This is a genomic window from Amycolatopsis rubida, assembly GCF_900115345.1.
In the GTDB taxonomy this organism is placed as follows: Bacteria; Actinomycetota; Actinomycetes; order Mycobacteriales; family Pseudonocardiaceae; genus Amycolatopsis; species Amycolatopsis rubida.
In genome coordinates, this window is record NZ_FOWC01000001.1 from 119,870 (window position 1) to 133,357 (window position 13,488).

Annotated in this window: 13 protein-coding genes; 1 reads left to right on the top strand and 12 read right to left on the bottom strand. The window is 68.1% G+C overall.

Going from position 1 to position 13,488, the window contains the following annotated elements; translation table 11 throughout:
• Positions 1–20 precede the first annotated feature (20 nt).
• The 11 genes from BM362_RS00625 to rplJ all read right to left on the bottom strand — a co-directional run bounded on the left by BM362_RS00625 (position 21) and on the right by rplJ (position 11,278).
• Complete coding sequence (locus BM362_RS00625; protein WP_067583625.1) at positions 21–1,283, bottom strand: MCE family protein; 1,263 nt, start codon at positions 1,281–1,283, stop codon at positions 21–23.
• Positions 1,283–2,515 (bottom strand): MCE family protein, encoded by a 1,233-nt coding sequence (locus BM362_RS00630; RefSeq protein ID WP_198545391.1) that lies wholly within the window; start codon positions 2,513–2,515, stop codon positions 1,283–1,285. Before BM362_RS00630 ends, BM362_RS00625 begins: the two co-directional genes overlap by 1 nt.
• Position 2,516: 1 nt before the next feature.
• Positions 2,517–3,698, bottom strand: coding sequence for an MCE family protein (locus tag BM362_RS00635; RefSeq protein ID WP_067583622.1), 1,182 nt, complete (start codon positions 3,696–3,698; stop codon positions 2,517–2,519).
• On the bottom strand, positions 3,695–4,681 hold the full coding sequence (locus BM362_RS00640; RefSeq protein ID WP_067583620.1) for an MCE family protein: 987 nt from the start codon (positions 4,679–4,681) through the stop codon (positions 3,695–3,697). The genes BM362_RS00635 and BM362_RS00640 overlap by 4 nt, the downstream gene beginning before the upstream one ends.
• The gene (locus tag BM362_RS00645; RefSeq protein ID WP_067583617.1) at positions 4,678–5,706 is read right to left on the bottom strand and encodes an MCE family protein; all 1,029 of its coding nucleotides are present in this window, start codon (positions 5,704–5,706) and stop codon (positions 4,678–4,680) included. The genes BM362_RS00640 and BM362_RS00645 overlap by 4 nt, the downstream gene beginning before the upstream one ends.
• Positions 5,703–7,034 (bottom strand): MCE family protein, encoded by a 1,332-nt coding sequence (locus BM362_RS00650; RefSeq protein WP_067583614.1) that lies wholly within the window; start codon positions 7,032–7,034, stop codon positions 5,703–5,705. The genes BM362_RS00645 and BM362_RS00650 overlap by 4 nt, the downstream gene beginning before the upstream one ends.
• The gene (locus BM362_RS00655) at positions 7,031–7,867 is read right to left on the bottom strand and encodes an MlaE family ABC transporter permease (protein WP_037360186.1); all 837 of its coding nucleotides are present in this window, start codon (positions 7,865–7,867) and stop codon (positions 7,031–7,033) included. The genes BM362_RS00650 and BM362_RS00655 overlap by 4 nt, the downstream gene beginning before the upstream one ends.
• A gap of 2 nt (positions 7,868–7,869) precedes the next feature.
• A complete protein-coding gene (locus BM362_RS00660) occupies positions 7,870–8,622 on the bottom strand; it encodes an MlaE family ABC transporter permease (protein WP_051165981.1) in 753 nt (250 codons plus the stop codon).
• A 32-nt stretch (positions 8,623–8,654) separates the two neighbouring features.
• The gene (locus BM362_RS00665; RefSeq protein ID WP_067583612.1) at positions 8,655–9,833 is read right to left on the bottom strand and encodes an ABC transporter ATP-binding protein; all 1,179 of its coding nucleotides are present in this window, start codon (positions 9,831–9,833) and stop codon (positions 8,655–8,657) included.
• A 455-nt stretch (positions 9,834–10,288) separates the two neighbouring features.
• A complete protein-coding gene (gene rplL / locus BM362_RS00670) occupies positions 10,289–10,675 on the bottom strand; it encodes a 50S ribosomal protein L7/L12 (protein WP_067583609.1) in 387 nt (128 codons plus the stop codon).
• Between the two features lie 48 nt (positions 10,676–10,723).
• A complete protein-coding gene (rplJ, locus tag BM362_RS00675; RefSeq protein ID WP_067583603.1) occupies positions 10,724–11,278 on the bottom strand; it encodes a 50S ribosomal protein L10 in 555 nt (184 codons plus the stop codon).
• 318 nt (positions 11,279–11,596) lie between these two features.
• On the opposite strand from rplJ, the gene BM362_RS00680 reads away from it, so the two are divergent.
• Positions 11,597–12,616, top strand: coding sequence for a hypothetical protein (locus tag BM362_RS00680; RefSeq protein WP_093571874.1), 1,020 nt, complete (start codon positions 11,597–11,599; stop codon positions 12,614–12,616).
• Between the two features lie 4 nt (positions 12,617–12,620).
• On the opposite strand, the gene BM362_RS00685 is transcribed toward BM362_RS00680, so the two are convergent.
• A complete protein-coding gene (locus tag BM362_RS00685; protein ID WP_093571875.1) occupies positions 12,621–13,430 on the bottom strand; it encodes an alpha/beta fold hydrolase in 810 nt (269 codons plus the stop codon).
• Positions 13,431–13,488: the final 58 nt, after the last annotated feature.

Below are 13,488 nucleotides of genomic sequence, written 5' to 3' on the forward strand. Positions count from 1 at the left end.
TAACAGTCATCAAATCCCGGTCAGCCGAGTCCCAGCAGCGAGCCCATGCTGTTCAGGGACACCCCGGGGCTGCCGACGACGCCCGGCACCTGAGCGTCGCGCATCTCCTGCAGCTCCTGCGCGGGCCGGTTCTGGTTGGCCGCGATGTCCTGCTGCGACGGCTGCACCGGCACGCCGTTGTAGGGCGCGTTCTGGGAACCCCGGACGTTGATCGGGCTCCCCTTCGGCTCGGCACAGTAGGCCTTGTCGTCCGCGGGCCGGGCCGAGGTGTCCGAACCCGGACGGTACTGGCTGTAGGGCAGGTAGCCCTTCGTGCACGACGGCGGGTTGAACAGGTTCAGCACCAGGCCGAGGTGCGCGGTCCCGTCGCCGGGGGCCACCGACGGCGCGGCGGCCGCCAGTGCCGGATAGGTCACCAGGCCCTGTTCGAGGCCGTCCAGCCGGGTCACGGTCAGGTTGGCCGTCGTCAGCAGGTTCGCGGTCAGCGCGCCGAGGCCGGGCCCGGTCTCCTTGAGCACCTGGCTGATCTGGGTCGCCACCTGCGGGGTGACGCTGATCAGCTTGCGCAGGTCGCCGTCGGAGTTCTTGAGCGTCCCGCTGAGCTGGTTGAGGCTCTTGGAGAAGGACGCGAAGTTCGACGCCTCGTCGTTCTGCGTGTCCAGCACCTTGCCGCCGGCTTGCAGCAGCTGCACGGTCTGCGGCAGGTACTGCTGGGCGGTGGTGGTGAAGCTGCGCGCGGTGTCGAGCAGCTGCTGCAGGTCGCCGCCGGTGCCGCGGAACGCGTCATAGGACTCGTCGACGACCTTCCGCAGCGCATCGGTCGGCACCGAGGCCGACAGCGAGTCGAGGTCGCCGAGCAGCCGGTCGGTGCTGACCGGCGTGGTCGTGCGCGCGGCCGGGATGACCGAACCGCCCGCGAGGTAGGGACCCTGGTCGTTCTTCGGCCGCAGGTCCACGTACTGCTCGCCGACCGCGGACCGGTTGGCGACGACCACGTCCAGATCGGAGGGCACGCGCGGGGCCGACGGGTCGATGTTCAGGTCGGCTTCGAGCCCGGTCTGGGTCAGCCGCAGCTGCCCGACCCGGCCGACGTTGAAGCCGCGGTAGGTCACCTCGGCGTTGGTGAAGATCCCGCCGGATTCGTTGAGCTGAAGCTTCACCGTGTACCCGCTGCTGCCGAACACTGTGCCGAGGCCAGCGAAGCGGATCAGCGCGTACACGATGGCCACGATCGAAATGATCGCGAAGGCCACCAGCTGGAGTTTCGTCCTGCGCAGCAACATCAGCCAGCACCTCCGGAAAGCACCCCGAACAGGCCGGACAGCCCACTCTGCGCCGGCTGTCCGCCGCCCTGGCCGCCGGTCGAGGACGGAGCCTGCTGCTGTTGCTGCGCGGGCTGGCTGCCCGGGAACGACAGCGGCGGCGGCTGGTTCGCCGGCGTGCCCTCGACGCCGCCGGTCAGTCCTGGCGCGGGGATGAGCCCGTTCAGCGCGTTCTGCCTGCTGCGGCCGAGGTTGTCGACGACGTCCTTGAGGTTCAGGTCGACCTTGGCGAACAGGTTGAAGTAGTCGCCCTTGACGTCGTTGTAGGCCTGGTCGGTGAACGGATAGGTCAGCAGGATCTCCAGCGCCTTCGGCAGGTCGCTGCCCGCCTCGCCGAGCTTCTGCAGCGTCGGCGTGAGCGCCTTGAGGTCGGCGACCAGGTCCGCCTTGCTCTTGTTGACCGTGTCGGTCGCGACGCCGGAGAGGTTGTTGAGCGCGTTCAGCATGGTCACCAGCTGGCCGCGCTGCTGCTCCAGCACGCCGAGCCCGGGCCCTAGGTTGTCGACCGCGCCGACCAGCTTGTCCTTCTGGTCCCGCAGCGTCATGGACAGCCGGTTGAGGCCGTCGAGCGCGCGGGTGATGTTGGCCGACTGGTTGTCGAGGTTGGTGACCAGCTCGTTCGCGTTGGCCAGCAGCGCCTTGATGTCCGGCTCGCGGCCGGCCGTGGCGTTGTTGAGTTCCTTGGTGATCGTGTTGAGCTGCTCCACGCCGCCGCCGTTGAGCAGCAGAGACAGCGCGCCGAGCACCTCTTCGACCTGGACGTCGCGGCCGGTGCGCGCGAGCGGGATGGTCGCCCCGTTCGCCAGCTGCCCGGTCGCCTCGGTGCCGCCCGGCGAGGCCAGCTCGACGTACTTCTCGCCGAGCAGGCTCGACTGCTTCACGTTGGCCATCGCGTTGGCGGGCAGCTTGACGTCGCCGTTGACCTCGACGGTCACCTCGGCGTGCCAGCCGTCCGGCGTCAGCCCGATCGCTTTGACCTGCCCGACCGGCACCTCGTTGACCTTCACCCCGGACTGCGGGACGAGGTCGAGCACGTCCTTGAACTGGATCTTCACCGTGTACGGGTGGCTGCCGAGGTCGGCCCCGCCGGGAAGCGGGACGTCGTAGACGCCGTTGAACGCGCAGCCGCTCAGCACGAGCGCGGTCACCGTGGTGAGCACCCCGCCCGCGGCGAACTTCGTCAGTCGCTTCACGTCAGCTCCCCTGCGTCCCGTAGACCTGGCCCTGCAGCGGGAGCGGCAGCGGCGGCAGCTGGCCGTTCTGCAACGCCTGGAGGACCTGCGCGGTGGACGGCAGCGGAATCGTGCCGTCGACCACCTTGGCGATGCCGTCGCAGGCGTTGCCGAGCAGCTGCTTGGTCACCGAGGTCTGCTTGAGCAGGCTGCACACCATCACCAGCGGCGGCTGGGTCAGCTCGTTGAGGTTCGGCCGCGCGTCGAGCGTGCCGGACGAGCCGTTGTAGACGCCGACGATGTTGGACAGCGCGACCGGCGCGACGTCGAGGATCTCGGCGAGCGAGCTGCGCTGGTCCACCAGCACCTTGGTCACGCTGGCCAGTTTGTCCACATTGGACTTCAACCGGCCGCGGTTGCGTTCGATGAAGCCCTGCACCGACTGCAGCGTGGTGCCGAGCTGCTGCACGGTCTGGGCGAGATTGTCCTTCTCCCCGGCGAGGAATCCGCTCACGTCGGCGAGCTGGCTCTCGAACTGGCGCACCTGGCCGTCGCTGTTGGCCAGCGACTGGGAGAACTTGCCGAGGTTCTGCACCGTCTGGAAGAGGTCGTCCTTGTTGCCCGCCAGCGTGCCGGACGCCTGCCCGAGCTTGGTGATCGTGTCGTGCAGCGCCTTGCCGTTGCCGTCGAGGTTGTTCGCCGCGGTGTTCAGCAGGTCCGAGAGCGAGCCGTTCTTGTTGGCCCCGTTCGGTCCCAGCGTCTCGCTGACCTTCGCCAGGCTGGCGGCGAGCTGGTCGACCTCCAGCGGCACCTCGGTGCGGTCGAGGCCGATCGTCGCGCCGTCGGAGATCCGCGGGCCGCCGGTGTAGGCCGGGGCCAGCTGGACGTAACGGTCGCTCACCAGCGACGGCGACACGATGACCGCCTTCGCGTCGGCGGGCACCGCGACCGAGCGGTCGTATTCGAGGTCGACCCGGACCTGGTTGCCCATCGGCTGGACCTTGGTCACCGTGCCCATGTCCACGCCGAGCATCCGGACGCTGTTGCCCTCGTAAAGGCCGACGGCGCCGGAGAAGTACGCGGTCAGGTGGGTGCGGCCGGCGTCCTTGAGAGTCCACCAGAGCGCGCCCGCGACCACGAGCGCGAGCACGATCGCGATCGTCATGCCGCGCATGAGCGACTGGCCGAAGCGGGTGTCGGTCATTTGGAGTTGCACCCCTCCGGATTGAGCGGGCCGACCGAAGGAAGCACCAGGCCGCAGATGTAGTTGTCGAACCAGTGCCCGGTGCCGATCGTGTTGTTGAAGACCCGGATGAACGGCGCGAACTTCTGGATTCCCTGCGCCAGCGAGTCCTGGTTGCGCTGCAGCATCGACGTGAGCTGGTCGAGCTGGGTGAGCACCGGGTTCAGCTGGCCGTCGTTGTCGTCGATCAGGCCCTGCAGCTGCGCCGACAGCTGCTTCGACCCGTCGAGCAGCGTCTTGATCGCCTGCTCGCGCTTGCCGATCTCGTCGAGCAGCTGGTTGCCGTCGGTGATCAGCTTCTGCACCTCGGCGTCGCGGTCGACCAGGGTCTGCGACACCTGGCGCGTGTTGGCCAGCAGGTTCGCCAGCTGCGAATCGCGCTTGGCGATCGTGTCCGACAGCTTCGAAAGCCCCGACAGCGCGCCCTTCACATCCTGCGGAGTGTTCGAGAACGTCTGGGTGATCGCCTCGAAGCTCTTCGACAGCTGGTTCGTGTCGATCGCGTCGACCGTCTGCGACAGGCCGCGGAAGGCGTCGAGCACGTCGTAGGGCGACATCGTGCGGTCGCGCGGGATCGGCGAGCCGGGGTCGAGGTTGCCGTTGCCCTGCGGGTCGAGCGCGAGGTACTTCTGGCCGAGCAGCGTCTTGATCTTGATCGCCGCCGTGGTCTTGTCGCCCATCCAGGCGTCCTTGACCTTGAACGACACCTTCACCGACGCGCCGTCCAGCTTGATGTCGGACACCTTGCCGACCTTCACGCCCGCGATCCGCACGTCGTTGTCCTTCTGCAGCCCGGCCGCTTCGGAGAAGTCCGCGCTGTAGGTGGTGCCGCCGCCGATCACCGGCAGGTCCTCGGAGTTCATCGCGGCGACGAGGCCGAGCGCCATCACCGCGATGCCGACCAGTGCGATCGGGATCGGGTTGCGTTTCTGGAAGGACTTCATCCCTTGCACCTGTCCCGGTTCGTCGGCAAGAGCGTGAAGTCCGTGTTCGGCAGCAGTGGCGGCGCGCCGACCGTCCCCGTCATCTCGCACGCGTAGAAGTTGAACCACGAGCCGTAGTCGGCGGTGCGGGTGAGCGCGCTGACCTTCTTCGGCATGAACTGGATGAAGTGCTCGACGAGCGGCTCGTTCTGGTTCAGGTTCGTGGTGAGCTTGCCCAGCGCGGCGATGTCGTCCTTCAGCGGGGCCCGCGCGTCGGTGAGCAGACCGGCGGTCGTGGTGGCCAGGTTGCCCAGCCCCTCGATCGCGTCGCCGATCGGCTTGCGGTCCGCGGCGAGGCCGGAGACCAGCTGCTGCAGCTTCACGATCAGGTCGTTGAGCTGCGGGGTGTGCTGGTTGACCGTGTCGAGCACCGAGTTGAGGTTGTCGATGACCTCGCCGATCACCTGGTCCTTGTTGGCGATCGTGGTGGCCAGCGACGCGGTGTGCGACAGCAGGCTTTCCACCGTGCCGCCCTCGCCTTGGAGTACCTGGATGACCTCGTACGACAGCTTGTTCACGTCGGCCGGGTTCAGCGCGGTGAACAGCGGCTTGAAGCCGTTGAACAGCTCGGTCAGGTCCAGCGCGGGCGTGGTGCGTTCGAGCGGGATGGTGTCACCCGGCTTGAGCGTCGCGCCGCTGGTGTCGTCGCCCTCGCCGAGCGAGACGTAGCGCTGGCCGACCAGGTTGCGGAACTTGATCTGCGCGGTGACGCCGGCCGGCAGCTTGCGCCCGGCGTCGACCTCGAAGTCCACCTGCGCCTGGCGCTTGTCGACGATCTTCACGTCCTTGACCTGGCCGACCCGGACGCCGGCGATGCGCACGTCGTCGTTCGGCAGCAGGAGCGTGGCATCGGTGAACCGCGCGGAGTATGCGCTGGTGCTGGTGGTGTTGATGTTCGCGATGCTGATGCCCAGCACGGTCGTGAACAGCACCGTGATGACCACGAAGATCGTCAGCTTGATCAGCGGTGCGGCGAGTCCCCTCACTTGACCGTCACCTCCGTGCCCCGGTAGAGCGGGCCGACGAGCAGCGAGCCCCAGCCCGGGAACTGGTTTTGCGAAATCCCCATCTCCGGGCTGACCAGCGCGGCGAGGAAGTTGTTCTCGGCCGCGGTGTTGACCGGGTTGCCGCCCGAGGCGCCGCCGCCGTTGATCCCCGCCGCGTCCGCCTTGAAGTTGGCCGGGTTCAGGCCCTCGCCCACGGTCTTCGGAGCCGGGCCCTGTTTGGTGCCGTCCTTGAACGGGCCGTCCGGCGGCTGCTGCGGGAAGGGGTCCGGCAGCGGGTTGAGGTCATAGCAGCGCGGGCCGCGCTTGTCCTCGAACCGCGGCTCCTCGCCCGGCTTGTACGGCCCGCGGTTCACCACGATCTCCAGCGTGGCGTTCAGACCGGGCTTGCCGGTGCCCTTGCCCAGCGCCTTGTCGACCGTGGGGACGATCTTCGCCATCTGGCCGAGCACGCACGGGTATTCCGGCGAGTACTTGGCGAGCAGCTCAGCGGTCGGCCGCGCGGTGCTGGCGAGACTGATCAGGTTCTGCGAGTTCGCTTCGAGGAACGACTGCAGGTCCTGCGACGCGGTGGTGAGGTTGCCGTAGAGGCTCGACAGGTTCGCCTGCTCGGCGACCACGGTGCGGGTGGTCGTGCTCAGGTTGTCCAGGCTCTGCACCAGATCCGGCGTCGCGTTGCTCAGGTGACCGGAGAACTCCGCGAGCGCCTGCAGGTTGTGCTGCAGCTCCGGCTCGTGCGGGTTCAGGTCGCCGATGTACTGGCCGAGCTGCGAGAGCGTTTCGCCGAGCGGTTTGCCGCGGCCCTGCAGCGCGGTCGAGATCGCGGTGAGCGTGCTGGACAGCTTCTGCGGCTGAACCGCCTGCAGCACCGGCATGAGGTGCTCCAGCGCCTGCTCCAGCTCGACCGCGCTCGACGTGCGGTCCTGGGTGATCACGTCGCCCTGGGAAAGCGTCTTGGCCGACGGGTCCTTCGGAATCTCCAGCGACACATAGCGTTCGCCGAACAACGTCTTCGGCAGGAATCGCGCGGACACGTTCTGCGGAATCAGCTTCACCGACTCCGGGTCCATCGCCAGCGTCAGTTCCGCGCCGTTCCCGGTGGCCTTGATGTCCTCCACCGAACCGACGATCAAACCGCGGACCTTCACGTCCGACTGCTTCAGCAATTGGTTGCCGATGCTGCCCGCGTCGAGCTTCACCGTGACGAACTTGCTGAACGCCTTGTCATACATCGCGATGCTGAGCGCGATCCCGCCGACGAGCACCGCCACCAGCAGCAGGCCGAGCAACCTGCGCCGTAGTGTGGTCATCCCGCAATCCTCACCGTGACGTCGGTTCCCCAGATCGCGAAACCGATGAAGAAGTTCACGACCGAAACCGTGACGATGGAAAGCCGCACCGCGCGGCCGACGGCCACGCCCACCCCGGCGGGCCCGCCGCTGGCCCGGTACCCGAAGTAGCAGTGCGAAAGAATGATCAAAACGCTGAAGATCAGCACTTTGATGAACGAATAGAGCACGTCTTGCGGTGGTAGGAACAGGTCGAAGTAATGATCGTAGGTACCCGCGGATTGTCCGTAGATATAGATAACGACCAGCCGCGAGGCGAGGTACGAGCTCAGCAGGCCGATCACGTACAGCGGGATCACCGCCACGAACCCGGCGATGATCCGCGTGGTCACCAGGTACGGAAGGCTCGGCACGCCCATCACTTCGAGCGCGTCGATCTCCTCGGAGATCCGCATCGCGCCGAGCTGCGCGGTGAAGCCCGCGCCGACCGTCGCCGACAGCGCCAGCCCGGCGACCAGCGGCGCGATCTCGCGGGTGTTGAAGAACGCGGTGAGGAAGCCGGTGAAGGCCGAGGTGCCGATCGAGTTCAGCGCCGAGTAGCCCTGGAGGCCGACGAGGACACCGGTGAACAGCGTCAGGCCGACCATCACGCCGACCGTGCCGCCGATGACCGCGAGCGAGCCGGAACCGAAGCTCACCTCGGCCAGCAGCCGCAGCACTTCCTTGGTGTAGCGGCGCAGCGTGCGCGGCGTCCACAGCAGAGCCCGGCCGTAGAACGACATCTGGTCGCCGAGCGTGTCCAGGGTCTCCAGCGGGCGGTTGGCGATCCGCTTCGCCCCCGAGAGGAACGTCATGGTCAGTCCAGCTTTCCGGGCACGAGCTGCAGGTAGATCAGCGTGATCACGAAGTTCACGACGAACAGCAGCAGGAACGTGATGACCACCGACTGGTTCACCGCGTCGCCGACGCCCTTCGGGCCGCCGCTCGGGTGCAGGCCGCGATAGGCCGCCACGACCGCGGCGATGAAGCCGAAGATCAGCGCCTTGATCTCACCGACCCAGAGGTCGGGCAGCTGCGCGAGCGCGGAGAAGCTGGACAGATACGCGCCCGGGGTGCCGCCCTGGAGCACGACGTTGAAGAAGTAGCCGCCGAGCACGCCGATGACGCTGACCATGCCGTTGAGCAGGAGCGCGACGAGCATCATGGCGAGCGTGCGGGGCACGATCAGGCGCTGGACCGCGGAGACGCCCAGCACCTCCATCGCGTCGATCTCCTCGCGGATGGTCCGCGCGCCGATGTCAGCACAGACAGCGCTGCCGCCCGCGCCGGCCACCAGCAGCGCGGTGACCAGCGGACTGGCCTGCTGCACGGTCGCCAGCACCGAACCAGCACCGGTGTAGGACTGCGCGCCGAGCTGGCGAGCGAGCGCGCCGAACTGCAGCGAGATGACCGCGCCGAACGGGATCGCGACGAGCGCGGTCGGCAGGATCGTCACGCTCGCGACGAACCAGGCCTGCTGGATGAACTCGCGGAACTGGAACGGGCGCTGGAAGATGCCGCGGATGATGTCGAGGCCGAGCGCGAACAGGTTCCCGGTCTCCCGCAGCATTCCGTAGCCGGGGATCTTGGCCGAGGTGGTGCTCACGCGCCACCCTGCCCGTGCCGGGGCGACCGGCGGTCCGCGGCGCCGGGAATGCGCGCGACCTGGTCGGCGGGAAGCTGTCCCTGGTGCTGGTTGGGCACCGGACCCGGTGACGTGACCGGCGGCAGCTGCTGGGTGTCCTCGGGGCCGGGCTGGCGGGGGGCGCTCGCGTGCGGCCGCACGTTGTAGTGGCGCTGCTGCTCCGGCGTCAGGGATTCGATGATCCCCTCCTGCGCGTTCGCCGGGAGCGTGTGCAGGATCCGCATGACCCGGTCCATCCGCCGCTTCGCCCCGGCCCGCTCCGGAACGCCCGGGCTGACCTGCATCTGCGGCACGACGCCACGCACGTCCTCGTTGAGCACGTCGCCGTGGCCCGCCTCGGCCTCCGCCTGCTCGCGGGCCATCTGGGCGCTGTCCTTTTCCTCGGACATGCCGATCGGGCCGAGCTTGCGGCCGTTGAGGAACTGCTCGACCACCGGCTCTTCGCTGGTCAGCAGCACCTCGCGCGGGCCGAACATGACGAGTTCCTTGCGGAAGAGCATGCCGAGGTTGTCCGGCACCGTGCGGGCGAGGTTGATGTTGTGCGACACAATGAGGAACGTCGCGTCGATCTGGGCGTTGACGTCGAGGAAGAGCTGCGAGATGTAGGTCGTGCGGACCGGGTCGAGACCGGAGTCCGGCTCGTCGACCAGGATGATCTCCGGGTCCAGCACGAGGGCGCGGGCGAGGCCGGCGCGCTTGCGCATACCGCCGGAGATCTCGCCGGGGAGCTTCTTGTCCGCGCCGGCGAGACCGGTGATCTCAAGCTTCTCCAGCACGATCCGGCGGATCTCGGTCTCGGACTTCTTCGTGTGCTCCCGCAGCGGGAAGGCCACGTTGTCGAAGAGGTTCATCGAGCCGAACAGCGCGCCGTCCTGGAAGAGGACGCCGAAAAGCTTCCGGATCTCGTACAGCTTGTGCTCGGAGCAGGTGACGATGTCGACGCCGTTGATGACGCACCGTCCGCGATCCGGCTTGAGCAGGCCGATCATCGACTTCAGGAACACGGACTTGCCGGTTCCGGACGGGCCGAGCATCGCCGAAACCTCGCCGGGAGGCAGGGTCAGCGTCACGTCCCGCCAGATGGTCTGCTTTCCGAAGGACTTCGTCAGACCTTCGATGACCACCTCGGCACCCATCGCACCTCCAGGAGCTGTTCCGCGTCGTCGCGCACCGCCGCCCCGTCACCGCTGGCAGCGGCGGAGCTCGCGCGGCGAACTCCGCTTCAACCAGGTGCAACGAGCTGAGCGCGAACAGGTTACTCACCAGTTTTGTTCGCTGGCCAGCCCCCGTGCACACCTCACGCGACGGGGATCCAGTACGGCGACCGCTGGCAGCACGGTAGTGCACGTCACGTTCGGGCGCAGATTCAGATGGCCGACCGTCGCTCACCCTGACGGGTTAACCGGCGGAAACGCGGCCAACAGCGGGTGACTCGGGGCCGTCGGGCGAACAGTGTGTTCGCCTGAACGAGGGTGCCGCGGGTCCGGCTCGGCGACTGTGCGCTTTTTGTCCGAACAGCGAAAGGGGCGGGCACCCGTGTCGGGTGTCCGCCCCTTTCGAGGTGGTGCGGCAGGCGCTTGCGCGCCCGGGATCACTTGATGGTGATCTTGGCGCCGGCGGCCTCGAGCTTCTCCTTGGCGGCGTCGGCGGCCTCCTTGTCGACCTTCTCCAGGAGCGCCTTCGGAGCGGCCTCGACCAGCTCCTTGGCCTCCTTCAGGCCCAGACCGGAGACGACCTCGCGGACGACCTTGATGACCTGGATCTTCTTGTCGCCTGCCGAGTCGAGGACGACGTCGAACTCGTCCTGCTCCGCGGCGGCCTCGGCGGGCGCGGCACCCGGGGCGGCGGCCACGACGGCGGCCGGGGCGGCGGCGGTGACGTCGAAGGTGTCCTCGAACTCCTTCACGAACTCGGACAGCTCAAGAAGGGTCAGCTCCTTGAAGGCGTCGATCAGCTCGGCGGTGCTCAGCTTCGCCATGATGGCTTCCTCTCAGAAAAACGAACGAGACGTTCGGGGTGGGGTGGTTCAGCTCTCGGCGGGTGCTTCGGCTGCTTCGGTACCGGTGGCGTTGCGCTGCTTCTCCTCCAGCGCGGCAGCCAGGCGGGCAACCTGGGACGCCGGCGCCTGGAACAGCGCGGCGGCCTGGGAAAGCTTCGCCTTGAACGCGCCCGCCGCCTTGGAGAGCAGCACCTCGCGGCTGTCGAGATCGGCGATCTTGGTGATCTCGTCCACGGACAGCGACTTGCCGTCCATGTAGCCGCCCTTGATGACAAGCGCGTTGTTGTCCTTCGCGAAGTCGCGAAGCGCCTTCGCGGCGTCGACTGCCTCGCCGTGCACAAAAGCGATCGCGGTCGGGCCGACGAACAGGTCCTCGATCCCCTCAAGGCCGGCGTCCTCAGCGGCACGCTTGACGAGGGTGTTCTTCGCGACCCGGTACTTGGCACTGGTGCCGAGAGCGCGGCGCAGCTGGGACAGCTGAGTCACGGAGAGGCCGGTGTACTCGGTAACGACGGTGGCCGAGCTGCTGCGGAAGCTCTCCGCGATCTCGGCGACGGCCGCCACCTTGTCGGGCTTCGCCATGGTCGCCTCCTCTCTTGGCTAGTGTCACCACTGGCTTCGGCGGAGGCGCCCCCGAACGAAAAAACGCCCACGCGCAGTCAGACGCGGGGCGTTGCCCAGCCATGAAGACTGGGTTAGGGCCTCGTTCCTCCTGCGCGGGCCGTCGCCGTTGCGGGCGAACCTTCGCTCCCCGGGAATCCGGAGAGAACCAGCGGTCTTTGGTAGAACCGTCGACCAGCATACGGGAGGGCTCCGCGGCCTTAGCGGGCACCCCCTTGCTGAGCTGCGAGAACCGGGTCAGTCTCGGGAAATCCCGGCGGAGCGGGCATCATTGGTGACGTGGCGGAACAGCGTGATCACGGAAAGCCGGAAGAAACCCCCTCTCCCGGTTCGGGTGGATCCTCGGCGCAACCGCCCGCACTGCCGCAGCCCGGCGGGGACGAGGTCGCGCCGCGAACTCCCGCCCCGCCGTCGGCGAACCCGCCCCAACCGGCCGCGCCGAATCTCCCGCAGCCGAGCGGATCGGCCGAGCCGCAGCTGGATCCGGAGCAGCTGCGGCAGTTCCAGGAATTCCAGCGATTCCAGGAGTATCTGCGGTTCACCCAGTCCCAGCGGGGCGCCGAACCGGCTCCGGCGCCCGACCCGGGCCTGGTCCCGGCCGGCAACCGCCAGCCGCAACCACTCGCCGGCGGGCAGCCGCCCGCCCCGCCGAACCAGCCGGGCGCACTGACCGAGTACGAGCAACCGCCGCGCAACCGCCGCCCGGTGCCGCGCTGGGTCAAGCGGCTCGGCGGGAAAATCCTTGGCTGGGTGATCGCACTGGTCATCCTCGGCATCCTGGTCAACTGGGGGTATCACCAGATCTTTCCCAGCGACGACGGCAAAAGCTCAGCCCAGATCGCCGCCGAGGGCGGCGGGCAGTTCCACACGAACCAGATCCTCACGACGGCCTCGCCGTACGAATCGGTCCGTCGCGTCTATGACGGGATCGCGCAGCACGGCCCCGGGCAGAAGAGCATGGTCGACCACGTCTGCGGCCTTTTCGACCAGGCCACGCAACAGAAGTTCGCGACCGATCTCGGTTTCACGGACTGCGCTGTCGCGGTACAGGGCCTGCACGACCGGCTCGACCGTGCGCCCGGTTCAGTCGACGCTTACGCCGAGTCGATCTCAAAGCACTCCGGATGGCCGCCAGGCGAGAACGTGGTGATCAAGTCGTGCGACTTCGCCATCACTGGCGGTCCGGCACTCGGCGACTTCACCGTCAAGCAGGTCGACAAAGGACAGTGGCTGATCGTCGGGCATCAACGCGGACCCGAGAAGTGCCCTCCGCCCACGGCGACCTCCACCCCGGGCTGACCCGTCAGGCAGGCGAACTGATCGGCAACCGGGTCTCCCCCGTGTCCGAGTACGCGAAGAAGTCCACCAACGCCGCCGCGAAAGCCGGGTGTGCCACCGCTTCCATGTGGTTCCCCGGTACCCGCACCAGCCGCGCGCCCGCGATCCCCGCGGCGAGGCGTTCCGGCTGAGTCGCCAGTTCGTCCGACTCCCCGGCCAGGATCAGCGTCGCCGCCGACAGGTTCGTCAGCCGCATCGGGCCGTGCGGGGTCGCGTGCATGACCGCGGCCAGCGCTTCGACGTCCGCGCCCGCGCGGCGGGCCAGCCGGCGGAACGGGCGCACCGCCGAGGGCACCTGGGACCGGTCTTCGGCCAGCAGGCCCTCCGCGATCTGAGTCCGGTTGATCACCCGGGCGTCCACCCCGCCGAAATCCACGATTCCCGCGCCGACGCCGCCGACCGCGAGGCAGCGGACTCGCGGGTCACTCGTAGCCACCAGCAGCGAGACGATCGCGCCCATCGAGTAGCCCGCCAGGCACACCTCGTCCAGGCCGAGTTCGTCGAACAGCGCGGTCAGGTCCGCGGCCATGATGTCCTCGCCGTAGGCCGCCGGGTCGTGCGGTTTCTCCGACGCGCCGTGGCCGCGCGCGTCCGGTGCGATCACCGTGAACCCGGCCTTGACCAGCGCGTCCACGACTCCGGGGTTGACCCAGTTCACCTGGGAATCGGCGGCGAAACCGTGGTGCAGCACGACGGGCCGCCGGTGCCGTCCGTCGCCCTCCCAAACGGTGTAGCTCAGCTGGAGCCCGTCGGGGGCGAGGAACGTCGTTGGCATATGTCCATGAGACACGAAAAAAGGGTGGTCACCCACGTTGCGTGACCACCCTTTCGCG

What these genes read in the sequence shown, in the direction of transcription:
- BM362_RS00650 (WP_067583614.1), bottom strand. Translation starts at nt 7,034, where the DNA reads ATGACCACACTACGGCGCAGGTTGCTCGGCCTGCTGCTGGTGGCGGTG.
- BM362_RS00640 (WP_067583620.1), bottom strand. Translation starts at nt 4,681, where the DNA reads ATGAAGTCCTTCCAGAAACGCAACCCGATCCCGATCGCACTGGTCGGC.
- rplJ (WP_067583603.1), bottom strand. Translation starts at nt 11,278, where the DNA reads ATGGCGAAGCCCGACAAGGTGGCGGCCGTCGCCGAGATCGCGGAGAGC.
- BM362_RS00625 (WP_067583625.1), bottom strand. Translation starts at nt 1,283, where the DNA reads ATGTTGCTGCGCAGGACGAAACTCCAGCTGGTGGCCTTCGCGATCATT.
- rplL (WP_067583609.1), bottom strand. Translation starts at nt 10,675, where the DNA reads ATGGCGAAGCTGAGCACCGCCGAGCTGATCGACGCCTTCAAGGAGCTG.
- BM362_RS00665 (WP_067583612.1), bottom strand. Translation starts at nt 9,833, where the DNA reads ATGGGTGCCGAGGTGGTCATCGAAGGTCTGACGAAGTCCTTCGGAAAG.
- BM362_RS00635 (WP_067583622.1), bottom strand. Translation starts at nt 3,698, where the DNA reads ATGACCGACACCCGCTTCGGCCAGTCGCTCATGCGCGGCATGACGATC.
- BM362_RS00655 (WP_037360186.1), bottom strand. Translation starts at nt 7,867, where the DNA reads ATGACGTTCCTCTCGGGGGCGAAGCGGATCGCCAACCGCCCGCTGGAG.
- BM362_RS00660 (WP_051165981.1), bottom strand. Translation starts at nt 8,622, where the DNA reads ATGCTGCGGGAGACCGGGAACCTGTTCGCGCTCGGCCTCGACATCATC.
- BM362_RS00685 (WP_093571875.1), bottom strand. Translation starts at nt 13,430, where the DNA reads ATGCCAACGACGTTCCTCGCCCCCGACGGGCTCCAGCTGAGCTACACC.